The sequence below is a fragment of the Hallella colorans genome, from assembly GCF_003096815.1.
Taxonomy (GTDB): Bacteria; Bacteroidota; Bacteroidia; order Bacteroidales; family Bacteroidaceae; genus Prevotella; species Prevotella colorans.
This window is the reverse complement of record NZ_QENY01000018.1, coordinates 26,675-52,283: the sequence shown is the minus strand read 5'-3', so window position 1 is coordinate 52,283 and position 25,609 is coordinate 26,675. Positions and strand designations below refer to the sequence as shown.

Here is a 25,609-nt window from a genome sequence, read left to right as displayed (position 1 = left end):
AAGACACTTGATATTAATATGAGTTCAGATTACGATGATATTATTCATTTGCCGCATCACGTTTCCAAACGTCATCCACGAATGCCAATGCGCAAGCGAGCCGCTCAATTTGCGCCGTTCTCGGCAATAACAGGGCATGCAGAGGCAATAAAAGAAGTTGCGAGAATTACAGAGATTGAGCCCATCATGTCTGAAGATAGCAACGCAACGCTCAATAAAAAAATGACAAATTTGATGAGGAAGATAGATCAAAGACCTGTAGTCAGGATACGTTATTTTTGCCCAGATAAACGCAAAGAGGGCGGCTGCTATTTGCAAGCCGTTGGAATTTTGAAAAAAATGAATTTTGACGAGCGTTATATAGAAATTGTGACACCGAGTGATAAAATGACAATATCTTGGCGGTGGATAGTAGACATTCAAGAAGAGGAAGCGAAGTTGTAATGGCAATCGCATTTTATTACCTTTGAAATAAAAACATAAACCCTTTTTGTAAACTGATGTTTTAAAACAAATTTATGATATACCCCAAAAATTTCGAAAACAAATTAGGTTTTGAGGAAATACGTTCCGCTCTTAAGACAGAATGTCTGTCAACCCTGGGTAAAGACATGGTAGACAAGATGGAGTTTACCTCCAATCCCGACCAAGTGAACATATGGATGTCGGAAATACGAGAGATGAGACGTATCATAGAAGAAGAAACAGACTTTCCGTTGGCTTTTTTCTTTGATGTTCGCGAGAGCATTCGCCGTGTACGTTTAGAGGGTACATGGTTGGAAGAGCAAGAGTTGCACGATATGAAAAGGTCTTTACGCACCATTGATGATTTGGTCAAGTTTTTTTATCGTGGGGATGATACGGAAAACGATGGCTCAAAAGATTCGGGTACAATTGTATCCGATGCCGTTGTTATTAAAAAATGGTATTTCCCCTCGCTCCACGACTTGGCGGATGGCGTCGCCACTTTCCCTACTTTAGTACAACAGATAGACCAAATAATTGATAAATTTGGGCACGTTCGCGACAACGCCACGCCCGAGTTACACGATATACGCCGTGAGCTGGCACAAGCCGAAGGCTCCGTTTCTCGAATACTTGCAGGAATATTGCGCTCCGCTCAGAGCGATGGATTGGTGGACAAAGACACCTCGCCAACAGTGCGCGACGGTCGTTTAGTCATACCCGTGGCCCCAGCTCTTAAACGACGCATACCCGGTATTGTGCACGACGAGAGCTCGACAGGCAAGACTGTCTTCATTGAGCCTTCCGAGGTAGTTGAGGCAAACAATAAAATACGAGAATTAGAACGTAAGGAACGGCAAGAAATCGTGCGCATCCTAACGAAGATGGCGTCACGCATAAGACCTCATGTCGCAGAAATTCTCGATTCCTACCAGTTTCTGGGACAAATAGACTTCATCCATTCCAAAGCCAAATTGGCAATCAAGGCAAACGCTTTCGAACCTGTTGTAAAGCGCCGCCCGTTTTTAGACCTAATCCAAGCGAGACACCCGCTGCTTGAGGCTCATCTGCGCGAAGGGCAAAAAATAGTCCCGTTAGATGTTCTTTTAACGCCAGAAACGCATATACTAATTATCTCAGGGCCAAACGCTGGAGGAAAATCGGTTTGCTTGAAAACCGTAGGATTGTTGCAGTACATGTTACAAATGGGATTGAGCATTCCCGTGGGGGACAGAAGTAGCTGTGGAGTTTTTAAAGATCTGATGATAGATATAGGTGATGAGCAAAGCCTTGAAAATGATCTAAGCACCTATTCCTCCCATTTGTTAAACATGAAAAACATGATGCGTCAAGCTTCCGTAGACACGCTTATTCTCATAGATGAGTTTGGCACGGGAACAGAACCGCAAATTGGTGGCGCTATAGCCGAAAGCGTGCTGAAACGTTTTTGTGAAAAAGGCGCATGGGCAATCATAACAACCCACTACCAAAATCTCAAGCATTTTGCCGACACCCATAAAGGAGTGACCAATGGCGCTATGCTCTATGATCGACATATGATGCAACCCTTGTTTCAATTGGCCATAGGAAGGCCAGGCAGTTCGTTCGCAATAGATATAGCCCGTAAAATAGGATTACCCGAAGACGTAATCGCGGACGCCTCTGAACTGGTAGGTTCCGACTATATTCGTAGTGACAAATATTTGCAAGATATTGTGCGTGACAAACGATATTGGGAGCAAAAACGCCAAACAGTTCATCAATTAGAGAAAGATCTTCAAAAACGCATTGACGAGTATGAAAACTCAATAACAGAAGTTGATATACAGCGTAAAAGCATTATCAATGAGGCCAAGCAAAAAGCTCGCGAACTACTTGAGGAGAGTAATAGAAAGATTGAAAATGTCATTAAAGAGATACGGGAACAACAAGCCGAAAAAGAAGAAACACGCAAGCTACGCACAGAGCTCAGTGAGTTTAAGCAAGATGTAGAACAAGATGAATGGAAAAAAAGCAAAAAGAAACATCCAGGCATACTGAACGAAGAGGATTTTAAAAAGAAAGTAGAGGAAATTAAAGCGCGCAAGCAAAGGAGAGAGGAACGCAAAAAGAGCAAACGAGGAGACGAGGAGAGAGCTGCCCAAACTTTGCGCGCGCTGGCTCTAAAGTCTACAAAGACTATTAAGCAAGGGTTTGACGTAGGTGATGAGGTCAGGATTAAGGGACTGGGAACCAAGGGGCGCATCGCTTCTTTAGAAGGAAAATATGCTATTGTCGTCATAGGCAACATCAAGACCAATATACCAATCAAGCGCCTTGAGATCATTGACGACGGCACGGTGAACACACAGCTGATAGACTCAGAACAAGCGCCTTCGAAGATGGATGAGCTTAAGACGGGTTTACAAAAATATACCATATCTCATGTTACACAAAATACCATCAACGACCACCGTAAGGAATTTACACAAGACATAGATATTAGAGGCATGCGTGGAGACGAGGCCGTCTTGGCTGTACAACGCTTTGTTGACGATGCCATATTGATGGGAGTTTCACGCGTGAGAATTCTTCATGGCAAGGGTAATGGCACGCTTCGGCAGATAGTTAGGACTTATTTATCTTCTGAGCCCGCTGTCATACATTATGCCGACGAGCACGTGCAATTTGGTGGAGCGGGTATCACGGTAGTTGATTTAGGTTGATTAATAAGCTTTCACTCAATATACTCTCACATCTGTAATGACAGATGTCCCCACCATCTCATTAAGACGCTTGGTTAGTTGCGTGTGCATCATACTCAAATTTTGCCTTAACGCAGGGTTGGTGACTTTTACAAAAAGCACTTGGTTTTTGATAAATCTTTCGGCGGTGTACCCGTTGACACTCTCACCCACTATCTTAGGCCATGCATCCACCACTCTCATTTGCAGCAAAGGAGTCTCCAGTCCCTCTTTTCGCAAGTAATGTTGAAGAACATCACCGAGCGACTTCACATCACGCTTGAACATGGTTCGAACTCCTTTCTGTTACGGCGCCACCTTTAACATCGAACAATTTGTAGTCTTCATCACTGTGCCTCAAAATTTTATCAAGGTGCTCACGATTGGTGTCGGTAATAAAGATTTGACCAAAATGATCACCAGAGACCAACTTGACAATTTGCTCCACCCTGTCCGAGTCAAGTTTGTCAAAAATATCATCCAACAATAGCAATGGGGTCGTGTTAGAAGCGGTACGCCGTAAAAAATCAAATTGCGCTAATTTAAGAGCCAATACAAAAGTCTTGGTTTGCCCTTGGCTACCCTCTCGTTTCATTGGATAACCATCAATAAGCATCTCCAAGTCATCACGATGAATACCATGTAAACTGTAGCCCACTGCCCTGTCTTTAAAACGATCACTCTGAATGATATCTATCAATGGGCCTCTCTGAGCATGCGATATATATCGCAGAGAGACCGTCTCGCGCTGTCCGGAGACACGCTGGTAAATATGCTGAAACACTGGCGTCATCTCCGTGACAAACTCCTCCCTTTTCTTAAACACCACTTCGCCCTGCTGCCCCATTTCTTCTTCCCACAGTTCCAAAAGCGTAGTGTCTGGTTCATTTTCTTGTTTCAACAATGCGTTGCGCTGCTGAAGTGCCTTGTTGTATCTGTTAAGCGCATCTATATATACATTATCATATTGGGCAATGACCATATCCATCAATCGGCGTCTCTCATCTCCTCCACCGTCCACAAGCATAGAATCAGAGGGCGACACGAATATTAAAGGAATAAAACCAATATGTTGCGATAATTTTTTATATGCCTTTTTATTACGTTTCACCTGCTTGTTTTTCCCTTTCTTCATACCGGCATAAATGTTTTCTTGGTCACCATTGCCAGACTCATAATTTCCCTCTATCATAAAAAATTCCTGCCCGTGCATAACCACTTGGCTGTCCATATTGCTAAACCTGCTGTGACAGAAAGAAAGATAGTATATCGCATCAAGAAGATTGGTCTTGCCTTCACCGTTGTTACCAATAAAACAATTAATGTTAGAAGAGAATGTAAGTTCTGCGGCTCTGATATTCTTATAATTAAGGATGGAAATATTCTTTAAAATCATAGCTTTTGATGCTTTAGAATACAAAGATAGTTCTTTTGAGCCTTAAAATCGAAAAAAAAAACATAGAAATTTCAGTATATGGGATAAAATGGTTAATTTTGTCACAAGTTATTGTAAATAAATAAACAAAAATAATGGCAAACAACAAAGAGCAAGCAACATACGACGTTGCATCTAAATCCGAGGCTTTCTTCCAAAAATATGGCAAGGCTGTTCTCATCGTTGTAGTAGCGGTGGTTATTGTCATCGCAGGTATTTTCTGCTACAAATCATTTATCAGTGAACCACGTGAAGAAAAGGCCAATACAGCCATTGCAAGAGGGCAAGACTATTTTAATGCGGATCAGTTTGACAAGGCTCTTAATGGCGATGGTGCGGGCTATGTGGGATTCTTAAGTATTGCAAGCGACTATAGCAACACCGACGCTGGAAATTTGGCTAAGCTATATGCAGGCTTGAGCTACGCGAACTTAGGCAAATGGAAAGAGGCCGTGGATTATTTGGAAGACTACTCTCCCGCTGACGATGCTATGGTTAGTCCAGCAGCAATTCAAGCACTGGGCAACGCTTACGCACACATAGGCGAAATTGACAAGGCCATAAACAAACTGAAATCTGCCGCGGAGAGAGCTGACAAAAAGAGCGAAAATGGGATTAACAACAGCCTTTCACCAACATTTTTATTACAAGCTGGTCAATTGTTGGAATCGCAAAACAAAAAAGAAGAGGCGCTTAATCTCTACGAGAGCATCAAGTCCAAGTATGTTAACTCAATGCTTGTACAAAGCCAAGAGATTGACAAATATATCGAAAGGGTAAAACAATAAATGGCCACATCACTTCATAATCTATCCGAATACGATTTTTCCAAGGTACCAGATGCCAGCAATATGTGCTTTGGCATTGTAGTATCAGAATGGAACTCCAAGGTGACTGGTGCGCTTCTTGACGGCGCTGTCAAGACTTTAGAAAAGCATGGCACCCTGCCAGAAAACATACACGTGAAAACTGTGCCTGGTAGTTTCGAGTTAGTATACGGCGCCCAACAAATGTGTAAGAACGACGGATTTGACGCTATCATTATCTTGGGGTGCGTTGTCAGAGGTGATACACCGCATTTTGATTATATATGCGAGGGAGTTACGCACGGCATCTCATATCTCAATGCCAGCCAAAATATCCCTGTGATTTTTGGATTGCTTACGACAAACGATCTCGAACAAGCTGTAGAACGCAGTGGCGGAAAATTTGGTAACAAAGGCGATGAATGTGCAGTGGTAGCCATCAAGATGGCTAAGTTTTAGATTTTATCGCACGCCATGTTTATAAAAGCATGGCAACTTTCTTCCCAACAGCGCACATCCAAACCATAAATGTGATGATAGTATAAGATAAAAAAAATTAATCGTACTATCATCACATTTTTATATAAGGTTAACTTTTATCCATCGGGATAGTATGAAAAACTTATCCATGAACCTTTTATAAAATTATTAGTAAGAAAAATCACCCAATACATTAAAATAAAATTAATAGTATGAGACTATACGAACTACTTCATGCGTATGATTTCGATGAAATTATGCCTGTCATTGCCGACATGTTTCCAGGAACTGGCAAATATCAAGAACAGTTACGAGAAGGATATGATATTCTTGCCTCTATGGAACCTGTACTATCTAATAAAGAAATAAAATATAAGCTCATGCCCTCAACCAAGGCAAACGAACAATATATGGGAGCAGAAGATAGCAATTTTGATACGACATGGGAGGTTTGCTTGGGCAAAAATGTGTCGCGTGCCCATGGTGTGGACTTGTCAGACATAGAGTTGGTTGCTAACTGTTTGGTAAATGTTTGTCTGCTTGGACATCACCCTCGTTCCTTTGATAATTCATACAGACTACTCACAACAAAATAAAAAACACGCACCGATAGGCTCATAGGCACGTTTTACAACATGTCACTTACAAGACAGAGTATAGCACATGTGGATGAAACAGCATCGCACATCTCTTAAATCATCTGCACATGGGTGTGACTTTTCATCGTGCGCTCGCTGCAATTATGCTTATATAACTTTTAGAAAAGGATACAAATTTTCCAAAACTTTCCATCGAAGAGGGAGAGAGTGCTCCCTCTCTTTTCTCTGAAAAAATCTTTTTTGCTCCTTTGTTTATTTCCCAAAGTTGCATTTCCTTATTGCATTTACGTTTTCCCCCAAAAAAAATTGTTTCGAAAACCTTACGCAAAATGATATAAATTTGCACTACAAAATGTATGGTACGAAATGTCTATAGCATTTTATTTCATCATTATGGTCATCAGAAATCAAATAGCATTTCATATCGTTAAATAGAAACATGAAGACAAAAATTAAATTCTAAAAAATTATTTAATATTTAATACATAAAATGTTAGCGCATCGAGAAAATATTATTAAATTTGTCGCTAACTAATAACTATATTAACTTTAAACCTTAACAAGACTATGGAACAAATTCCAATGGTATTTTGGCTCATACCCATCGCCTCGGTATGTGCTTTATTTATGGCTTGGTTTTTCTTTCGCAGCATGATGAAAGCTGACGAGGGTACACCTCGTATGATTGAAATTGCCGGTTACATTCGTCACGGAGCCATGGCTTATCTCAAGCAGCAGTACAAGGTTGTACTGATCGTTTTCGTCATCTTGGCGATTATATTCGCCATCATGGCCTATGGCTTCAACGCCCAGAACCCCTGGGTGCCCTTTGCATTCCTCACGGGTGGTTTCTTTAGCGGCTTGGCCGGTTTCTTTGGAATGAAGACCGCCACCTATGCCAGCGCACGCACGGCAAACGCCGCACGACACAGCTTAGACCATGGACTCAAGATTGCATTCCGCTCTGGTGCCGTAATGGGACTTGTCGTTGTGGGACTCGGATTGTTAGACATTGCGGTATGGTTCTTGGTGCTTAATCATTTCTATAATGGTGACAGCTCATCGCTGATCATCGTCACCACGACCATGTTGACATTTGGTATGGGTGCCTCAACGCAAGCGCTCTTCGCCCGTGTGGGCGGTGGTATCTACACCAAAGCGGCCGACGTAGGTGCCGACTTGGTAGGTAAGGTCGAGGCCGACATTCCCGAAGACGACCCACGCAACCCCGCTACCATCGCTGACAACGTAGGTGACAACGTGGGCGACGTGGCCGGTATGGGCGCCGACCTATACGAAAGCTATTGCGGTTCTATACTGAGCACTGCGGCGCTCGGTGCCACCGCTTTCGCCGCTTCTGCCGGAGATATGCAGATGCGCGCCGTCATCGCACCTATGTTGATAGCTGCCGTTGGCGTGTTCCTCAGCTTGTTGGGTATCTTTATGGTTCGTACTAAGGAAGGCGCCACGATGAAAGATCTCTTGCGCGCCCTTGGTTTGGGTACCAACACCGCAGCGGTGCTCATCGCACTTGCCACTTTCGCTATACTATACCTGCTCCAAATTGAGAATTGGTTAGGCGTGAGTTTCTCCGTTATCAGCGGTTTGCTCGCTGGTGTCATCATCGGTCAATCCACCGAATACTACACTTCGCAGACATATAAGCCTACCAAGTCCATATCAGAAGCATCAAAGACTGGAGCCGCCACGGTCATCATCAAGGGTATTGGAACAGGAATGATTTCCACCTGCATACCCGTGCTCACCATCTCGGTGGCTATCATGTTGAGCTATCTCTGTGCCAACGGCTTTGACATGAGCATGAGTGCTCAAAGCATACAGACAGGCTTGTACGGTATTGGCATTGCAGCAGTGGGTATGTTGTCCACACTTGGCATCACATTGGCAACCGACGCATACGGTCCTATTGCCGACAACGCTGGAGGAAACGCCGAAATGAGCAACCTCGGCGAAGAGGTACGAGAACGCACCGACAGCCTTGACGCACTTGGTAACACCACCGCCGCAACAGGAAAAGGCTTCGCCATTGGTTCTGCCGCACTCACTGCGCTGGCTCTGTTAGCATCATACATCGAGGAAATCAAAATTGCTATGCACCGAGTTGGCACAATGATGACCAACGTGGCAGGTGACGCCATCGACGCAAGCAACGCCACCATTCCCGACTTTATGAACTATTTCCAAGTTAACTTGATGAACCCGAAGGTGCTTGTAGGCGCTTTTGTAGGTGCCATGGCAGCTTTCTTATTCTGCGGCCTCACTATGGGTGCCGTGGGACGCGCTGCTGCTAAGATGGTAGAAGAAGTGCGCAGACAATTCCGTGAGATTAAGGGCATACTCGAAGGAACAGGTACTCCTGACTATGGTAGATGCGTGGAAATCTCTACTTTAAGTGCACAACAAGAGATGATTATTCCTTCCATTCTCGCCATCATCATTCCTATCATCGTTGGAGTTGTGCTTGGCGTAGCTGGCGTGCTGGGCTTGTTGGTAGGCGGTTTGGCAGCAGGTTTCACCTTAGCTGTATTTATGGCCAACGCTGGTGGCTCATGGGACAATGCCAAAAAATATGTCGAAGAAGGCAATTTTGGTGGCAAAGGTTCTGCCTGCCATAAGGCAACCATCGTGGGCGACACTGTTGGCGACCCATTCAAAGACACGTCTGGCCCATCATTGAACATTCTCATCAAGCTGATGTCAATGGTAAGCATCGTAATGGCTGGTCTCACCGTGGCCATGAGTTGATAATATCAGAAATACAATTATAATAGCAAAGGCAAAAGACCTATAATACATGGTCTTTTGCCTTTACTTTTCTCTGATATTATTTCACTCGCCCATTAATCTCAAATCAAGGTTTAATGAGGAAACCTAAACTTTGGAAGATGCTTGCGCCAATAGCAAAAACTGAAAAAGGCGACCACCATTGGCAGTCGCCCTTGTCTATCATTCATGTGTCATTAAATCACATCTATCTTGCGTTGAACTTTAGCTGTCTCGGCCTTGCGGGGCAACGTTACGTGTAACACGCCATCTTCCACTTTTGCCTCAATTTTGTCATGCTCCACATCGTCAGGCAAAATCAGTGCCTGATGATAGCTGCTGTATGAAAATTCACGACGCAAATAGTGTTCCTCCTTGTTTTCGTCTTTCTTCTCTTCCTTGTGTTCCATTTTGATTTCAAGGCATCCACCCTCAGTGATATTCACGTCGAAATCATCCTTTTTCATCCCCGGAACAGCAATTTCCACATCATATTGCTTTTCGCTTTCCTTAACATTAATGGCTGGTGTGGTAGCCTTGGGTTTGGCTAACCAATTGTCATTAAAGAAATCGCCAAATGAATTGTCTAACCAGTTGTCTGTTGAACGTAATGTTGGAAACATCATAATCTTTACCTCCTATTATTATTTGTTATTACTATTATTCGTATTGGTCTTATCTCAAGCACTTCTTTCATGCGTGCTGTCGACTTACACTCTCTCTATCGCAAGATATATGCCGAACCGTTTTAAGCTATTTCAAATGTAAAAAACAAGACATTTTGTCTACATTTGTGCCTAAATCAATTATATAAACATCAAAAACGTGACAGAATGTCATATCTTCTATAACACAACTATCACTAAAAAGCGTATAGACGAGTTAAGACTATCCATTAAAAACATTACCAATCCAATGCAGGTATTGTTTTGATATGAATGTGAAAACTACTTTTCTTAAGCAAAAAAAAAATTGATTTTTATGGTTTTCAAGTTCAAAATATAGAATAAATTATGTAGATTTGCAATATCAAACCTAAAGAAAATATGAAAAGAACACTACTAATCACTTACATTTTTTGCATGATAGTTGCGACTGGGCATGCCTGCACGGCCGCGGTAATAACGGGCAAAGCCACCAAAGACGGTCGACCTATGATATGGAAAGTGCGTGATACAGACGCTCTACAAAACTGCATGCGTTTTTTTAAAGGACAGAAATATGACTTTATTGGCGTTGTAGATTGCCAACCTCGATCAAAAGAAGAAGTGTGGTTGGGAACAAACACGGCTGGATTTTCCATTATAAATACACAATCATTCAACCTTGAGAAAACGGTTAACGGTATAGAGCCGGGTGGGAAAAATGGTGAGTTCATGTACAAAACGCTTAGCGTTTGCGCCACCGTACAAGACCTAAGGCACTATCTCGATACCACTAAGCTCGTAGGACTGTGTGCCAACTTTGGTGTAATCGATGCTGAGGGTGGAGCCGTGTGGGTGGAAGTGAGCACGCGAAGTTATCATTTTTTTGACGTAAACGACCCCAAAATAGCACCCAATGGATATGCCGTGAGAACAAATTTCAGTTTCACAGGAGAACCCAATGAGGGGTTGGGATACGTGCGTTATAAAACTGCCGATGATGCTTTAAGCCAAGCCGCAAAAGCCAAAGCTATCACCCCCGACTGGATATTCGAACATTTAGACCGCTCCTTCCTTAACCCCAAACTTGGCATAGACCTACACGATGGCGCCCATAACATTCCCAACACATCCGGATGGTTTGTTGACCACGATTTCATCTCAAGAGTGGGAACAGCTTGCTCGGGCGTTATCGAAGGGGTAAAACCGCACGAAAACCCTGAGCTAACAACCATGTGGACCGTCATTGGCTATCCACCTGTGAGCACAGCGTTTCCCTTTTGGGTTAAAAATGCGGATAGACTGCTGCCAACTTTATACACGATCGGGGCAGGCCAGAAAGTGACCGCTTTCGGAAAGAAAGTGGACACGCTGAAAGATCGGGTTTATTCCTATCACCAAGGAATTGGTTCTGACAGATATTTCAATTGGGAAGCGCTCCACAATAAACAGGGCGATGGAATTATGCAAAAGTTGAAACCTGTTGAGAAAGAGATTTTCAACAAGACCAACGCCGTGTCCATGAAATGGTATGAGAACGGTAAAGTTAACACTAAAGAGCTCGAATCATTATACCTCACGCTGACCAATTATGTCACATCAAGTTACAAGCATCTATTCGATTTGTAACACACGGCAACTTGACGAGTGACGGACAAGAAACGGATTGAAAACTTGCGATGTGTTTTCAATCCGTTTTACAGTTCTACGGTCTTATCCTTAGCATCGTAACGTTGCCACAAGCGGCATGTCATATAACAAGCGGTATGGGGGCTATCGCATCACTCCACCAACGCCTCGCAAAGTTTTCTTTGGAGCACTCGCGCGTCAAGGACAGACATCTCGGTGTCCATGATAGCAAAAGCCAATAGGTGCCCGTTGCTCCCTTGGCAGTAACCCGCCAACGAACTTATACCGTAAGGATGTGAAAGCGTGCCTGTCTTAGCCCTGATCTTGCCCTTTGTCTTTGGCCCTTGAAAACTATGGAGCAGCGTCCCATCCACGCCAGACACTGACAGGTCACTGTAAAGACGCTGGAAAATGGGTTTGTGCAGATAGCCAAAACGCAGAATCGATGTAAGTGAACGGGGCGATAGGCGATTGAATGTGCACAGTCCGCAACCATCATGAACGACAAGAGAGCTGTCTTTGAGGTTCAGCGTGTCACGCAGGAAAGTGCGCAAATAATCCACTCCGGCCAACACAGGGTCGGCATGAGGGTTAACATGATGACCAATGGTATAGAGCATCGCGGTGGCTTGGGTGTTGGAACTATGTTTCCACATGCGTTGTGTGACATACCCTATAGACCTTTTGTATTGATAAACGCACCGCATCCCTCGGGGAATGACAGCCATCACCACCTGGCTGTCGACCACTTGGACGCCCTGCATACGCAGCGCCGACTTGATGGCTTGGACGACACGATCCTCCCCTTTGTAAAACAATCCATAACGCGAAAAACTCAAATCCCACGGATACCAATGTTCCTCACTTCGCACCGGTTCGGTAATGGTGAGGTCTATCAATAATTTGCCGGTCAACTTACCAATTCCCTTATTCTTAATTATCTTGGCAAATTGCGCTAAATCAGGTGCCATGATTTGTGGGTCAAGGCCTATTTTAAATCCTAAGTCACCATAAAGCATACCACTTTTAACGTCGCCACGCACATAAACAGACGTTTTGTAGAAATAGTCAGTACCCAGCAAATGCAGTCCAGCCACGCCGCTTAGCAATTTCAAACAGGATGCCGATGACATTGCCTGGTTTTCGTTATATCCATAGACTGGTTTATCCGCGGTCAGGTCATAGACGTAAAAGGCAAACTGACCTTTCGTCCTTGGCTGGATGGAAAATTCCGAAAGTCTTTGCCTCAACGACATATCTATCGCCAAAGTTTTACCTCTGGAGAGCCCCGAGGGCTTATATTTAGTTTTATTTGAACAGCCCGAGCACCCTGCTATCAACTGTACGCAAACAGATAAAACTACAAAAAAAGAAATATATTTGTGTATTCTCAAAACGTGTTACCCCCTTAGTCTTTCGTGCAAAATTACATATTATTTTTAGCTCTATCGGCACAGCAAGCAATTTAGCGTGCGCAAAACTGCCATCTAAAGATATTTTCTCACTCACGTTGAAACAGTCTGAACGCACGCAGGCATTGGCATCAGCTTGCAATGAGCGCGTCTAACAACTACTCATGGTCCAAAAAACGTGTCGAGCGACAAGTGTTTCTCTCGCCTCAAAACATTACAATGGTTAGTCGCATTGGAAAATGTCGCGTGTGTAAACCTTGTCCGACACATCATCCAAGAACATGTCATAGCGATTTGCTATGATGACCTGACTTTGCCTTTTAAACTCGTCAGCGTCGTTTACTACTCTACTTCCAAAAAATGTTGAGCCATCAGCGAGCGTTGGCTCATATATTATCACTTCGGCACCCTTAGCTTTAATACGCTTCATCACACCTTGAATGCTGCTCTGTCTGAAGTTGTCGCTATGGCTTTTCATCGTCAAACGATATACGCCTATGACACACCTCCGCTCATTTGAAGAAGCATAGTCGCCACGATTGTAATAATCGTAGTAACCCGCCTTGTGCAACACCTGGTCGGCTATAAAATCCTTGCGCGTGCGATTGCTCTCCACGATGGCTTGCACAAGGTTCTCGGGCACGTCCTCATAGTTGGCCAAGAGCTGCTTGGTATCCTTTGGAAGACAGTAGCCACCATATCCAAAAGATGGGTTGTTGTAAAAATCGCCTATGCGAGGGTCAAGGCTTACACCCTCGATAATGTGCCGCGTGTTGAGCCCCTTGACCTCCGCGTAAGTATCAAGCTCGTTAAAATAGCTCACCCTCAATGCCAAGTAGGTGTTAGCGAAAAGTTTCACGGCCTCGGCTTCGGTGAGCCCCATGAACAGGGTAGGGATATCATCTTTGATGGCTCCTTGTTTTAACAAATCGGCAAAGACATGCGCCACCTCGTCCAAGCGAGCGTCGCCCTCGGGCCGCCCCACGATGATACGGTTGGGATAAAGATTATCTAACAACGCCTTGCTCTCACGCAAGAACTCCGGGGCAAATATAATATTGTCTGATTTAAATTTCTCGCGCACGCTGGCCGTATAGCCCACGGGTATTGTCGATTTAATAACCATGATGGCTCGAGGGTTGACACGCATGACCAATTTGATGACCTCCTCCACATGCCGTGTGTCAAAATAGTTTTTTACGGAGTCGTAATTGGTCGGTGTCGCTATCACCACAAAATCCGCGTCCTTGTAAGCCACCTCTCCATCTATCGTTGCCGATAGGTCAAGATCTTTCTCTTTGATGTATTTTTCGATATACTCATCTTGTATCGGAGATTGCCTGCGATTAATCATCTCCACCTTCTCGGGCATCACATCCACGGCTGTAACATGGTGATGTTGGCTCAAGAGCGTCGATATGCTCAGTCCAACATATCCGGAACCAGCAACCGCAATATTATATTTTCGCATAATACACTATCCTCTTTATTTACGATTTAATTTTCAAGAGATTGCTTGTACCAATTGTAAAGTTTCTTCACGCCGTCGCCTATCTCCACATTGTGTTTCCATCCCAGGCTGTGCAGCTTGGTCACATCAATAAGTTTGCGCGGCGTTCCGTTAGGTTTGGACTTGTCCCAAGCTATCTCTCCATCGAAATGGACTGCTTGCACAACCAGTTTGGAAAGTTCTTTTATGGTCAACTCTTCACCTGTCCCTATATTAATATGACAATTTCTTATCTCGCCAAGAGCGGGAATGGCGCCACCGCGACCCTCGGAATTGTTGCGATCTACAGCCCCATCGGTCTTTACCCCATAGAAAACGGATGAATATTTCTCAATGCCAACAATGTCTTTAAAGTCCACATTCAACAAAATATGAACAGACGCGTCGGCCATGTCTTCACTCCAAAGAAACTCGCGCAGCGGACTGCCATCACCCCAGAGCGTCACCCTATTGTTCTCTATACCATAAAAAGCGAGCGCTCTCAAAATACGGTTCCAATCACTTTTGCCATCAACATTCTCGGGGCCTATCTCTTGGGCGAGGGCGGTGGGTGGATTGATAGGACGCTTGTCCATGTCGACACGAACGGCCTCTTTGTTGTCATCATGTATCAGCTTGGCTAAATACACCTTGCGCATCATGGCCGGAAGCACATGCGAGTTTTCCAAATGGAAATTGTCGTTTGGTCCGTACAGGTTGGTCGGCATTACCGCTATATAGTTGGTTCCGTACTGCAGATTATAGCTTTCGCACATTTTCAGCCCGGCTATCTTCGCTATGGCGTACTCTTCGTTGGTGTACTCGAGTGGCGAGGTGAGCAAGGCGTCTTCTTTCATAGGCTGAGGAGCGTTCTTGGGATATATACATGTCGACCCCAAGAACAACAGTTTCTTAACACCATGAAGATACGACTGCTCTATCACGTTGCACTGCATCTTCATGTTTTGCATGATAAAGTCGGCCCGATAGAGCGAGTTGGCCATGATGCCCCCCACAAAGGCGGCGGCTAACACCACCGCGTCGGGTTTCTCCTCGTCAAAAAAACGTTTGACGGCCACTTGGTCGGTCAAGTCCAATTCTTTGTGGTTGCGGCCGACAAGGTTATGGTAGCCCCTTGCCTCAAGGTTGCGCCAAATGGCCGAACCCACAAGTCCATGATGGCCCGCGATATATATTTTGGAATTTTTGTCTATCATATTTTCAAAACGCCCTACTTTACAATACCTTTTTCCAAGTATTCCTCAAGATTGACCCGAACTCTCGAGGCCGCGTCGTCAGCGGCCACTTTTTTCATGTCACTGTCCACCATGATACGCACCAAATCCTCAAAACTGGTCCTGTTAGGGTTCCAGCCCAACTTGGTCTTGGCCTTCGTGGGGTCTCCCCACAGGTTGACCACGTCGGTGGGACGATAGAAATCGGGACTAACCTCGATGAGCACTTCGCCCGTCGCCTTGTCAATGCCTTTTTCGTCCAAGCCCTCGCCCCTGAACGCCAGCTCTATGCCCACGCGCTTGAACGCCAAGTCGCAAAACTCGCGCACGCTATGTTGCTTGCCAGTGGCTATCACAAAATCATCCGGACGGTCCTGCTGGAGCATTAGCCACATACACTCCACATAATCTTTGGCATATCCCCAATCGCGCAACGAGGAGAGATTGCCAAGATACAATTTCTTTTGTTTGCCCTGCGCGATGCGTGCGGCCGCCAGCGTTATCTTGCGTGTCACGAACGTCTCGCCACGGCGCTCACTCTCGTGATTGAACAAAATGCCATTGCACGCATACATGTTGTATGCGGCACGGTATTCTTGCACTATCCAATAGCCGTACAGTTTAGCCACGGCATAGGGGCTGTAAGGGTGGAATGGGGTGCTCTCGTTTTGAGGAACCTCCTCCACTTTGCCGTACAACTCAGACGTGGACGCCTGATATACACGGCAGGTTTCTGCCAAGCCACATATTCTAACGGCCTCCAAAACACGCAGCACGCCCACGGCGACAACGTCGGCCGTGTATTCAGGTGCGTCAAAACTCACCTGAACGTGACTTTGGGCGGCAAGGTTATAAATCTCGGTGGGCCGCACCTTGCCCACTAACGACGCGATGCTCATAGAATCGCTCAAGTCGGCATAATGCAGGTGGAAGCGCTCTTTGCCCTCCAAATGTACTATGCGCTCCCTATAATCGACAGACGAACGACGAATTACGCCATGTACCTCGTAGTTTTTTTCCAAAAGCAATTCCGCCAAGTAGCTGCCATCCTGACCAGTTATACCGGTTATCAAAGCAACTTTTCTATTCTCCATTACTTGTTATGTTAGATGTATATTTAGATAATAACGCATTAAACGCACATTATATTATAAAATTTTCAGTTTTATTATGCGAAAGCGATCTTACATGTATCAAAAATTCATTTTCTTCTATCCCACACATTTTATTACTACGAAAAATTATAACAATCGTGCTCTTAAAACTCGCATATTTACAAATGACGACAACATTGGCTTGAAATACACGAAAATTGAGAGTTTTCTCCAACACCGTATTAATCAAAACGTTGCGCAAACATAAAAAACATCGCCGTCAAAAAGTTTTCTCGAGAGCCTGTCATTGGATATTATTCACGACGCGATTAAGCACTAATTCGCATGCGTTTAAGCGCCCAACAACTCTCGTTTAGGAACTAATCGCAGCGCGAATAGATAGTTTTCGAGATGTGACACAACAGGAAACGTTTTGGCAACAAATTCACATCATGTTTTCATGCTTATTTTTTTTCTATTTCGACGAGTTCTAACACACGCATTTTTGTGATAAAAATATGACAGTAAAGAGTCTTTCTCTATTAAGATCCTACTTCACACAATAGCTGTTACGGGTGCCATCGCAGTGTCAATAAGTCATTTTAATGGTTTGCCATTCGTCATTGGAAAAGAGGTTCAATTTGATTTGGCCATTGACAATCTCTCCACCCCCATCATCACCATTGCCAAAGAACGAGCCATTTAACTCTGTAATGAAATTTCTCTTGATCTGGATGCCATCTATTCGCTTATGGAAAATTTGAGCGTTTTCGTTATCAAAGGCCGTAACGTCCATTGTCAACAGATTACTGTCAGAGCGTGGAATAGAAAAAATATCAAAACTTCCGGGATTTCCAACCATGTCGGTAGAAACGGCTATTTCCTCCGTCTGTCTCGACTTGACAGCCCCCCCGCCCAGCAAGGCGTTGAGCGACGAGCTTCCTCCCGTGTAATAAAACTTCATTTTTGAGACATTAGCGGGTATTTTGTTGGTCTGAAAGCGCACCATAGCAACCGCACGTTTGAGATCAACATCAAAAGACTGAGCTTCGCTCCCAACTGTGATATTAGTGCAATAGTAAAATGTATCTGTGAGTTTTCCGTTAAAACCTATCTTCTCTATGTCAGTCATCGTAGGATTTTTTGCCCCATTATGCGCTAAAACGACTATTTTATATTTACCCTCTGGCAGTGTTAGTTGGAGTGTTCCAAAGTCGGAATCGGTGGACAACTGGTTGATCTGCTTTATTTTCTGCGTACCGTTATACACCGCAAGATTTAGCCGTGAACAGATAGACCGCACGTCGGTGCCTCGTGAAAAGGACATGCTCCGCGCATCCATTCGCTCGAATGAGGACACTATAAATTTGATGGGGATGCCGGCTTTGTTTTCCACTGGGGTGTCTACATCATCATAAACGGCCTTTTGACAAGAGGTGAAAGACATACAGAACAAGCATGAAACGCATGCCAAAACACATAAACCTCGAAATGTTTTCATTGTATATATCGGTTATTATTCTAATGCAAATATAACGTATTCTTATGAAACATAAAACGAACAGACATGAGAAAATTATAAAAAAAATGTCATTAACCCTCATGCTATTGACAACACCGCCAAAATGATGATGGCTGATGCCGCAAAAAAGGTAAAAATTGGAAAAAAGAAAGTATCAAGCTAATCGAATTAAAAACTATGATACAGCCTTAAACCGATATGCTTGATACCCTCTTGTCTATTTGATAGGAGGAGTTTTTTACCCTTCTATGTCCTTGAGCTGGTTAGCAACCTCGTCTTTGATACGTTGAACGAACTCTTCTTTTTTCATCGAAGCTTGTTCGCCACCGCCCTGTTTACGCATGGAGACAAGTCCATCTGTGGCCTCTTTCTCTCCTACGACAACCATATAGGGCACTCGTTTGAGCTCGTTGTCCCTAATTTTGCGCCCTACTTTTTCATTGCGGTCATCAACATAGCTACGCACGTCTTGGGTGTCGAAATATGTTTTCAAGGTTTGCGCGTAATCGTTATACTTCTCGGAAATGGGCAAGATGGCCACTTGGTCGGGCGCAAGCCACAATGGGAAATGACCCGCAGTATGCTCAATGAGCACGGCTGTGAAACGCTCCAGCGATCCGAACGGAGCACGGTGTATCATAACGGGCACCTGTTTGGAATTGTCAGTGTCAGTGTACTCAAGCTTAAACCGGGCAGGAAGATTGTAATCTACCTGTATAGTGCCAAGTTGCCAACGCCTGCCAATGGCGTCTTTCACCATGAAATCAAGTTTGGGGCCATAGAAAGCAGCCTCTCCTATTTCCTCGCGCGCTTTCATGCCTTTCTCCTTGCAAGCCTCGCGGATGGCATTTTGGCTTTCTTCCCATATCTCGTCAGAGCCTATATATTTTTCGGTATCTTTGGGATCTCTCAAAGAGATCTGTGCCTCATAGTTGTCAAAACCAAAGACATTGAATACCTTCTGTATAATGTCGATGACATTCTCAAACTCTGCTTTCACTTGATCCGGACGCACAAAGATATGCGCGTCGTCTTGCGTGAATGTTCTCACACGGGTCAATCCATGCAGTTCTCCACTCTTCTCATAGCGAAAGACAGTGCCAAATTCTGCGATGCGCAGTGGCAAATCCTTATATGACCGAGGTTTCATGGCATAGACCTCACAGTGGTGTGGGCAGTTCATGGGCTTCAACATGTACTCCTCATCCTCCTCTGGCGTGTGTATTGGCTGGAAAGAATCTTTGCCGTAATGGGCGTAGTGGCCCGAGGTGACATATAGGTTTTTGGAGCCAATTCCGGGCGTAATCACTTCCTGATAGTTATAAGGTTTTAACAATCCGCGAAGCAATTCTTGTAAGCGAAGACGCAACTGGGTTCCCTTGGGCAACCAAATGGGCAATCCTTTGCCAACCCTGTCAGAGAACATAAACAGCTCCATCTCCTTGCCTATCTTGCGATGGTCGCGCTTTTTGGCCTCTTCAAGCATAACAAGGTATTCGTCGAGCATCTTCTTCTTAGGGAAGGTGATACCATAAACTCGTACCATTTGTTCGCGCGATGCGTCTCCGCGCCAGAACGCGCCAGCCACGCTCGTTATCTTAATGGCTTTGATATGGCCTGTGCTCATCAAGTGAGGGCCACGGCAAAGATCTGTGAAATGTCCTTGTGTGTATGTGGAGATGGTGCCATCTTTCAAGTCTAAGTCGATGTGCTCCACCTTATATTTCTGCCCATCGGCCTCAAATTCTTTCATGGCATCGGCTTTGCTGACATCACGCCGAACTACCTTCTCGTTCTTCTTGGCCAACTCACGCATCTTGTCCTCGATCTTGGGGAAGTCGTTTTCGGAGATGGTTTTTCCGTCTGGAAGCATCACGTCATAGAAAAATCCGTTTTCGATGGCTGGTCCAAAACCAAACTGGATGCCGGGATATAGCTCTTGCAACGCCTCGGCGAGCAAGTGGGCCGATGTGTGCCAAAACGTATGTTTGCCCTCTTCGTCCTCAAATTTATAGAGCTCAATCGATGCGTCTTCATTGATTGGACGGTTCAACTCTGTAGTCTCACCATTTACCCCGCAAGATACAACGTCACGGGCGAGAGCCGGTGATAAGCTCTCTGCGATTTGAAGTCCAGTTACGCCCTGCTCGTACTCACGCACAGAGCCGTCTGGAAAAGTGATTTTAACCATATTACAAATTAGTTTTATTTAAATCATAGCAAAATTAATACATATTTTTTGAACCCAATAATAAAAACACTAAAATATAATAATAATGCGCAAAGTTATGATTTAAAATGTGCATCAACAACTTACAAACACGTTAAAGATTGGTTCTAAACATTGAGTACCATATATAATATAAAAAGAAATATAGATGATGTCCTGTCATCTTTGTTTTTTTCGGTAACAATCGCTATGAGAGGAACTCAACGCATATACGCCATTCTCCCTCTATAGCCAATGCAGGAAAAACGTTTGTAGCTTAACGTCCAAGTCTACTTGCTCTCAGCCGATAGTCTTTTGCTCAATGCATAAGCATCGTAAAGCCCCAATTCACCAGCTTTGCTCAAGTCTACAAGCGCCTCTTTGAGTTTGCCAGCACGATAATGAACAATTGCTCTGTTATAGTAAGCTTCTGCCAAACGCCCATCCAATTGTATAGCACGGGTATAATCGGCTATGGCACGATCGTTATTTTTTATGTCGGCAAACATGTTTGCTCGGTCAAAATAGAGATATGCGTTCTTGGGGGCGAGCTTGATAGCCTCCGCAAAATCGCCCTCTGCTTGCGCAATCTTCAAACTTATGTTTTGTCCTTTTGACGCATCATAGCTATTTTGCAAGGCTTGGCACACCGCCCTCATCCAGTGTCCCATAAGTGAGCCTTTTCTCATTGATAAGAAATCGTCAAGGTCCGCGATGGCACTGGCATAGTTTTGAGCGTCGGCGTATGCCACGGCACGCTGCAAAAGCAGATCCGCCTGTATGTTGCGGTCTCGCTCAGCGCCAATACCAACAGACAGCGCGTCTATGAGTTGAAATATCTGTTTAGACCTTACGACCGTCAGTTTGTTGCGCTTGTGATTACACGTAAGGTTCAATTTGCGTATAGGATCACGCTTGGCATTAAAAGAATCGACCGACGCGTCGTATGCTTTATAATTGTAAATATCATCAGAATAAGCAAAATAGGATAGTTGATACATGGGCAATAGCTCTATGTCAACTTCACGGTTCTGAATAGTTCCACGATACTGGCTTTTGTACTCATGTTGTATTTGCTCTGGTTTGTCCTCAACTACAATATCATTATATTTGTCAAGATTAATCTCGGAACGTTTTCGTGTTTCTTTGATTTTTTCTCTACTCCATCGTTTTTGAACGCCTATATGTTTATCCATCTGCGCTTTAAAGATGCGGAACTCATCTTGCTCGGCTTTTGATGTCATGCCCAACCGACGATAACAATTGGCTCTTGCGCTCAAACCTGTCCAAAAATTCGGAAATTGTTTGATAACAGCGGTATAGTCTCGTATGGCCTCACGCAGGTTTCCAACCTTGTCATTGAGAATAGCTCGGTTGTAGATGGCCATAAAATTGTGTGGTTCCATCTTGATTACGAAATCGAAATCCTCGATGGCACGATTATCGTCGCCCAGCTGTACACGCAGCAAACCACGATTGTAGTGAGCCAAAAAATTGTTGGGGTTAAGGTCGATGGCCATGTCATAATCAGCCATCGCACCTCGCAAATTGTTGTAATTAAGTCTGGCCAGGGCTCTGTTTATATAGTTGTTTACCACTTTTGGTCTCAAGTGAATGGCTTTTGTTAAACAAGAATCGGCACCTCTCCATTCTCGTCTGTTAAGCGCGATGTACGAGCGTGTCATCCAAGCGTCAGCGTTGTATGGGTCTATTTTAAGGCTTTTAGATAGCCACACATCTGCCTCGACGGTATCTTTCTTGTTCAAAAAAATATCTGCCTTTAGCGAATAAGCCGCCGCAGTATTGGCCCAACGAGCGATAATGGAGTCTGCATCCAATATAGCACGATCGTAATCCTTGACGTTCATGCGGCAAATGGCTCTGTTGAGCCAAAAACTTGAAATAGTGGAGTTCAAGCCAATGGCATGCGTATAGTCGGTGATGGCATCGTGGTATTTCTCTTGCCTAATGCGACTGATGGCGCGCAAGTCGTAAATTTGCTCAATATAAGGATTGAGCTCCAAAGCTTTCGAGGCATCATGTTCAGCGCCTACATAGTCTTCCAAATAGAACTTAGCTACCGATCGGTCGAACCAAGGCAACCAAAGGTAAGGCTTCAGGGCCAATACTTTGTTAAAATATTGTATGGAGAGCACGTAATCTTCGTAATGCAAGGCCACCTCACCGCTGGTAATCAGTCGGTCTATATTGTATTGCGCACTCATCCGGTGAGCTGGCAACAGCATTATGAGCAACAAGATTAGCTTGCCCTTCATCATCGTATTATTTATGGGCTATCTTCGTTCTATACGAACATTTGAATTTGCCCTGCGATATGTTACGCAGCTTATTTTTAACAAGTTGCTTGCGTAGCGGCGAAATTCTGTCTACATACATCACTCCCTCAAGGTGGTCAAACTCGTGCTGCATTACCCGAGCGAGAAATCCTTCTACCCATTCATCATGCGGCTGTAGTGCCTCATCAAGATATTTCACATGTATGCGAGAGTAGCGCTCAACATTTTCGTTCAGGCCGGGAATGGACAAACAGCCCTCCTCCATCGTGACCTTGTCTGACGACTTGTCCACCTCTATAATATGAGAATTGATAAACGCATGACGATATCCAGCATACTCGGGAAGGTCATCCTTCAACACGTCAAGGTCTATTACCACCACACGTATAGACTTTCCTATTTGCGGAGCCGCCAAGCCCACGCCCGAGGCAGCGTCAAGCGTATCATACATGTCATGGATGAGCTTGTCTAAATCTTGAAAATCTGTGGGAATATCCTGAGCAACCTTCCTTAATACGGAATGCCCGTAAGTGTAAATAGGTAAAATCATCTTCTTGAACTCATGTAATCTTGAAGTATAATAGTGGCGCTAATCTCATCTACCAAGCCCTTGTTCTCCCTTCTTGTTTTCTTTTTCACTCCCGACTGTAGTATTACGCGCTGGGCCATCACCGAAGTGAAACGTTCGTCATAATACACAATAGGTACTTCAGGGTGAGCATTTTTCCACCTATTCACAAAGTTTTCCACCCTTAAAAAATTCTCTGATGGATTGGCATTAAGCTGCAAGGGCTTGCCAATAATAATACGTTCGACTTTCTCTTTTTGAACATACAGGGAGAGAAAGTCGAACAAGTCTTTAGTATCTATCGTAGTTAGCGCATTGGCAATAATTTGCAAGGGATCGGTCACAGCCAATCCCGTGCGTTTTTTGCCATAGTCTATTGATAATATTCTTGCCAAATTTATTTCTTATACAGCAACCAAGCGTCGCCCTTTGGATTGTACTGGCTGCCACGAATGGCATCGCGACTCTCCACGGCCTTGCTCTTGTCGGCATAGGTAGTGGCTACCACGCGATACATATTGAAATTTGAGTTGTAAACTATTTGGGCATCGTATCCACCTTGCACCAAAGAGCTTTGCAACCCCTCAGCGTTGGCCTTCAAGCCGAAAGAGCCTACCACTACACTGTATGCTTGCAAGCCAGCGCCACTAACAACCGTAACATCCTCTGTGCGAACAGTAGCGTTGTCAACGTTAGAGACGGTAGTTTGAGTGGCTGGCTGTGTTGTTAACGGCGTTACTACCGGAGCAGCTTCTTGGGTAGGCTGCTGGGCTTGGTATTTCTCATCTTGCGCCTTAGCCTTCTCGTAGGCTTTCTTATAAGCACTCTCCTGTGATTTGCAACTCGTGAATGCCATAGCAACACACAAGGCAGAACCCATGACGAATAATTTCTTCATATCATTTGTTTATTTATAGATAAAACATTTATTTCTTAAATGACTATTATATTTCTATATTTGGCGAAATTACGAAATAATCTACAAAATGGAAATAGCTATCCGCATAAAGTTTGTTAAATCAACATAACAGAAGTTTTTTTACAAAAAAAAACAGCATTTTTTCTCGTTTTTTACAATGAAAATGTTATATTTGCAAATAGGAAAAATTATAATACTAACAAAATAAAACGATTATGAAAACATTAGGTTACATTAGCGCATTCTTAGGTGGTGCTATCGCAGGAACTGTTTTAGGTATTCTCATGGCTCCTGAAAAAGGTTCAGAAACCCGCTCAAAAATTAATGACACTGTAGATGACTTCTGCAAAAAACACGACATCAAACTTAATACCAAAGACGCGGAAGACTTCGTTGAGGATATTAAAGAAGCCGTGGGCAAGAAACTCTAATCAATCGGAATTATATGCAAGGGGCTGTGAAAACTCACAACCCCTTGTTTTAAAACCCAATATCTAAGCTATCATGTTTTCAAACGACCAAAATGTAGAAACCATTGGCCAACTCATTGAGACTTTAAAGCATTACGCCTCCCTGCAAGGAGAATATTTAAAGTTGGACATAGTGGAGAAAGTGGTGAAAATATTAACAGCCTTCGCTATCATCTCCATTATCTCGTTGCTGTCCATGCTCATGCTCATCTATTTAGGTTTTGCTGGCGCACACGCTCTCGAACCATTAGTTGGCATCGTGGCAGGTTACGCCATCATTGCGGGTATCTATCTTCTTATACTCTTACTTCTCATCATGTTTAAGAAGCAATGGATAGAAAAGCCACTCGTTAAGTTTCTTGCATCATTATTATTAAGCAAATAAATTATGTCCCAAAATAATTCCTCGGATACCATCTATACTAAGTTGGAGCAAATCCAACTGCGTAAAGCCATGATCCAAAAAGAAATCCAAAAAGATGACCACAAAATAAAAGGCCATTGGAACTCGCTTTTCGCAAAGTCACGACAAATCACTAAAAGCACTTCGCCTACCAAACGTTTTGGTGGCTTAATGACCACAGGGGCTGGACTTTTAGATGCTATTATTTTGGGATGGAAACTGTATCGCAAATTTAAAAAATAGTAAACTTGATAGCTCATATCAACCACTCATGTCACTATTAACAACCACACCAAATATAGAAAAGGACCACGCCAACAATGTTAACAAATCTAAACTGACGAGCGTAAAGTGGTAATTTAAGTTATAAAACACACCTTTTGTGCGTAAACAGTTTCTTTATTATAAAAACTTACTAACTTTGCG

23 protein-coding genes are annotated in these 25,609 nt (G+C 43.9%); 10 read left to right on the top strand and 13 right to left on the bottom strand.

Features of this window, described 5'->3' with window-relative positions; genetic code table 11:
- The first annotated feature begins 18 nt into the window (after positions 1-18).
- A complete protein-coding gene (locus tag C7379_RS09410; protein ID WP_133241887.1) occupies positions 19-444 on the top strand; it encodes a hypothetical protein in 426 nt (141 codons plus the stop codon).
- A 74-nt stretch (positions 445-518) separates the two neighbouring features.
- Complete coding sequence (locus tag C7379_RS09405) at positions 519-3,170, top strand: endonuclease MutS2 (protein ID WP_116617086.1); 2,652 nt, start codon at positions 519-521, stop codon at positions 3,168-3,170.
- A 15-nt stretch (positions 3,171-3,185) separates the two neighbouring features.
- Here the strand turns inward: C7379_RS09405 and C7379_RS09400 are convergent, their stop codons facing one another.
- Together C7379_RS09400 and recF are read right to left on the bottom strand one after the other, a co-directional pair.
- Entirely contained in the window at positions 3,186-3,476 is a 291-nt protein-coding gene (locus C7379_RS09400; protein ID WP_116617085.1) for a DciA family protein, read from the bottom strand.
- Positions 3,463-4,584 (bottom strand): DNA replication/repair protein RecF, encoded by a 1,122-nt coding sequence (gene recF, locus C7379_RS09395; protein WP_116617084.1) that lies wholly within the window; start codon positions 4,582-4,584, stop codon positions 3,463-3,465. Before recF ends, C7379_RS09400 begins: the two co-directional genes overlap by 14 nt.
- A 134-nt stretch (positions 4,585-4,718) precedes the next feature.
- Between recF and C7379_RS09390 the strand changes: the two genes are divergently transcribed.
- From C7379_RS09390 to C7379_RS09370, 4 genes are all read left to right on the top strand, one after another.
- On the top strand, positions 4,719-5,411 hold the full coding sequence (locus C7379_RS09390) for a tetratricopeptide repeat protein (RefSeq protein WP_116617083.1): 693 nt from the start codon (positions 4,719-4,721) through the stop codon (positions 5,409-5,411).
- Positions 5,412-5,888 (top strand): 6,7-dimethyl-8-ribityllumazine synthase, encoded by a 477-nt coding sequence (gene ribH, locus C7379_RS09385; RefSeq protein ID WP_116617082.1) that lies wholly within the window; start codon positions 5,412-5,414, stop codon positions 5,886-5,888.
- Between the two features lie 233 nt (positions 5,889-6,121).
- Complete coding sequence (locus C7379_RS09380; protein ID WP_116617081.1) at positions 6,122-6,505, top strand: hypothetical protein; 384 nt, start codon at positions 6,122-6,124, stop codon at positions 6,503-6,505.
- A gap of 570 nt (positions 6,506-7,075) precedes the next feature.
- Complete coding sequence (locus tag C7379_RS09370; RefSeq protein WP_116617079.1) at positions 7,076-9,274, top strand: sodium-translocating pyrophosphatase; 2,199 nt, start codon at positions 7,076-7,078, stop codon at positions 9,272-9,274.
- 215 nt (positions 9,275-9,489) lie between these two features.
- Here C7379_RS09370 and C7379_RS09365 read toward each other — a convergent pair whose 3' ends face one another.
- Positions 9,490-9,918 (bottom strand): Hsp20/alpha crystallin family protein, encoded by a 429-nt coding sequence (locus C7379_RS09365; RefSeq protein ID WP_116617078.1) that lies wholly within the window; start codon positions 9,916-9,918, stop codon positions 9,490-9,492.
- A 420-nt stretch (positions 9,919-10,338) separates the two neighbouring features.
- Between C7379_RS09365 and C7379_RS09360 the strand changes: the two genes are divergently transcribed.
- Positions 10,339-11,565, top strand: coding sequence for a hypothetical protein (locus tag C7379_RS09360; RefSeq protein WP_165815056.1), 1,227 nt, complete (start codon positions 10,339-10,341; stop codon positions 11,563-11,565).
- Between the two features lie 152 nt (positions 11,566-11,717).
- On the opposite strand, the gene C7379_RS09355 is transcribed toward C7379_RS09360, so the two are convergent.
- From C7379_RS09355 to C7379_RS09310, 10 genes are all read right to left on the bottom strand, one after another.
- Complete coding sequence (locus C7379_RS09355; protein ID WP_116617077.1) at positions 11,718-12,959, bottom strand: D-alanyl-D-alanine carboxypeptidase/D-alanyl-D-alanine-endopeptidase; 1,242 nt, start codon at positions 12,957-12,959, stop codon at positions 11,718-11,720.
- A gap of 241 nt (positions 12,960-13,200) precedes the next feature.
- Positions 13,201-14,448: a nucleotide sugar dehydrogenase gene (locus C7379_RS09350; RefSeq protein WP_116617076.1), complete on the bottom strand. Its 1,248-nt coding sequence runs from the start codon at positions 14,446-14,448 to the stop codon at positions 13,201-13,203.
- Positions 14,449-14,474: 26 nt separating this feature from the next.
- Positions 14,475-15,680: a GDP-L-fucose synthase family protein gene (locus tag C7379_RS09345; RefSeq protein ID WP_116617102.1), complete on the bottom strand. Its 1,206-nt coding sequence runs from the start codon at positions 15,678-15,680 to the stop codon at positions 14,475-14,477.
- A gap of 17 nt (positions 15,681-15,697) precedes the next feature.
- Positions 15,698-16,795 carry a GDP-mannose 4,6-dehydratase gene (gene gmd, locus C7379_RS09340; protein WP_116617075.1) on the bottom strand — a complete coding sequence of 366 codons (1,098 nt, stop codon included), beginning with the start codon at positions 16,793-16,795 and terminating at the stop codon, positions 15,698-15,700.
- Positions 16,796-17,384: 589 nt separating this feature from the next.
- A complete protein-coding gene (locus C7379_RS09335) occupies positions 17,385-18,296 on the bottom strand; it encodes a FimB/Mfa2 family fimbrial subunit (protein WP_116617074.1) in 912 nt (303 codons plus the stop codon).
- Positions 18,297-18,555: 259 nt separating this feature from the next.
- Positions 18,556-20,508: a threonine--tRNA ligase gene (thrS, locus tag C7379_RS09330; RefSeq protein ID WP_116617073.1), complete on the bottom strand. Its 1,953-nt coding sequence runs from the start codon at positions 20,506-20,508 to the stop codon at positions 18,556-18,558.
- Positions 20,509-20,816: 308 nt separating this feature from the next.
- Positions 20,817-22,802, bottom strand: a complete 1,986-nt coding sequence (locus tag C7379_RS09325) for a tetratricopeptide repeat protein (protein WP_116617101.1) — start codon at positions 22,800-22,802, stop codon at positions 20,817-20,819.
- A 7-nt stretch (positions 22,803-22,809) separates the two neighbouring features.
- On the bottom strand, positions 22,810-23,373 hold the full coding sequence (gene def, locus C7379_RS09320) for a peptide deformylase (protein WP_116617072.1): 564 nt from the start codon (positions 23,371-23,373) through the stop codon (positions 22,810-22,812).
- Complete coding sequence (gene ruvX / locus C7379_RS09315; protein ID WP_116617071.1) at positions 23,370-23,786, bottom strand: Holliday junction resolvase RuvX; 417 nt, start codon at positions 23,784-23,786, stop codon at positions 23,370-23,372. Before ruvX ends, def begins: the two co-directional genes overlap by 4 nt.
- Before the next feature lie 2 nt (positions 23,787-23,788).
- The gene (locus C7379_RS09310) at positions 23,789-24,289 is read right to left on the bottom strand and encodes an SPOR domain-containing protein (protein WP_116617070.1); all 501 of its coding nucleotides are present in this window, start codon (positions 24,287-24,289) and stop codon (positions 23,789-23,791) included.
- 236 nt (positions 24,290-24,525) lie between these two features.
- Here C7379_RS09310 and C7379_RS09305 point away from each other — a divergent pair, with 236 nt between their 5' ends.
- From C7379_RS09305 to C7379_RS09295, 3 genes are all read left to right on the top strand, one after another.
- On the top strand, positions 24,526-24,741 hold the full coding sequence (locus tag C7379_RS09305) for a YtxH domain-containing protein (protein WP_116617069.1): 216 nt from the start codon (positions 24,526-24,528) through the stop codon (positions 24,739-24,741).
- Between the two features lie 73 nt (positions 24,742-24,814).
- Complete coding sequence (locus C7379_RS09300; protein WP_116617068.1) at positions 24,815-25,165, top strand: phage holin family protein; 351 nt, start codon at positions 24,815-24,817, stop codon at positions 25,163-25,165.
- A gap of 3 nt (positions 25,166-25,168) precedes the next feature.
- The gene (locus C7379_RS09295) at positions 25,169-25,426 is read left to right on the top strand and encodes a hypothetical protein (protein ID WP_116617067.1); all 258 of its coding nucleotides are present in this window, start codon (positions 25,169-25,171) and stop codon (positions 25,424-25,426) included.
- Positions 25,427-25,609: the final 183 nt, after the last annotated feature.

What these genes read in the sequence shown, in the direction of transcription:
- gmd (WP_116617075.1), bottom strand. Translation starts at nt 16,795, where the DNA reads ATGGAGAATAGAAAAGTTGCTTTGATAACCGGTATAACTGGTCAGGAT.
- def (WP_116617072.1), bottom strand. Translation starts at nt 23,373, where the DNA reads ATGATTTTACCTATTTACACTTACGGGCATTCCGTATTAAGGAAGGTT.
- ribH (WP_116617082.1), top strand. Translation starts at nt 5,412, where the DNA reads ATGGCCACATCACTTCATAATCTATCCGAATACGATTTTTCCAAGGTA.
- C7379_RS09390 (WP_116617083.1), top strand. Translation starts at nt 4,719, where the DNA reads ATGGCAAACAACAAAGAGCAAGCAACATACGACGTTGCATCTAAATCC.
- C7379_RS09380 (WP_116617081.1), top strand. Translation starts at nt 6,122, where the DNA reads ATGAGACTATACGAACTACTTCATGCGTATGATTTCGATGAAATTATG.
- C7379_RS09360 (WP_165815056.1), top strand. Translation starts at nt 10,339, where the DNA reads ATGAAAAGAACACTACTAATCACTTACATTTTTTGCATGATAGTTGCG.
- C7379_RS09410 (WP_133241887.1), top strand. Translation starts at nt 19, where the DNA reads ATGAGTTCAGATTACGATGATATTATTCATTTGCCGCATCACGTTTCC.
- C7379_RS09300 (WP_116617068.1), top strand. Translation starts at nt 24,815, where the DNA reads ATGTTTTCAAACGACCAAAATGTAGAAACCATTGGCCAACTCATTGAG.
- C7379_RS09325 (WP_116617101.1), bottom strand. Translation starts at nt 22,802, where the DNA reads ATGAAGGGCAAGCTAATCTTGTTGCTCATAATGCTGTTGCCAGCTCAC.
- recF (WP_116617084.1), bottom strand. Translation starts at nt 4,584, where the DNA reads ATGATTTTAAAGAATATTTCCATCCTTAATTATAAGAATATCAGAGCC.
- C7379_RS09400 (WP_116617085.1), bottom strand. Translation starts at nt 3,476, where the DNA reads ATGTTCAAGCGTGATGTGAAGTCGCTCGGTGATGTTCTTCAACATTAC.
- C7379_RS09305 (WP_116617069.1), top strand. Translation starts at nt 24,526, where the DNA reads ATGAAAACATTAGGTTACATTAGCGCATTCTTAGGTGGTGCTATCGCA.
- C7379_RS09335 (WP_116617074.1), bottom strand. Translation starts at nt 18,296, where the DNA reads ATGAAAACATTTCGAGGTTTATGTGTTTTGGCATGCGTTTCATGCTTG.
- thrS (WP_116617073.1), bottom strand. Translation starts at nt 20,508, where the DNA reads ATGGTTAAAATCACTTTTCCAGACGGCTCTGTGCGTGAGTACGAGCAG.
- C7379_RS09310 (WP_116617070.1), bottom strand. Translation starts at nt 24,289, where the DNA reads ATGAAGAAATTATTCGTCATGGGTTCTGCCTTGTGTGTTGCTATGGCA.
- C7379_RS09370 (WP_116617079.1), top strand. Translation starts at nt 7,076, where the DNA reads ATGGAACAAATTCCAATGGTATTTTGGCTCATACCCATCGCCTCGGTA.
- C7379_RS09350 (WP_116617076.1), bottom strand. Translation starts at nt 14,448, where the DNA reads ATGCGAAAATATAATATTGCGGTTGCTGGTTCCGGATATGTTGGACTG.
- C7379_RS09365 (WP_116617078.1), bottom strand. Translation starts at nt 9,918, where the DNA reads ATGATGTTTCCAACATTACGTTCAACAGACAACTGGTTAGACAATTCA.
- C7379_RS09295 (WP_116617067.1), top strand. Translation starts at nt 25,169, where the DNA reads ATGTCCCAAAATAATTCCTCGGATACCATCTATACTAAGTTGGAGCAA.
- C7379_RS09405 (WP_116617086.1), top strand. Translation starts at nt 519, where the DNA reads ATGATATACCCCAAAAATTTCGAAAACAAATTAGGTTTTGAGGAAATA.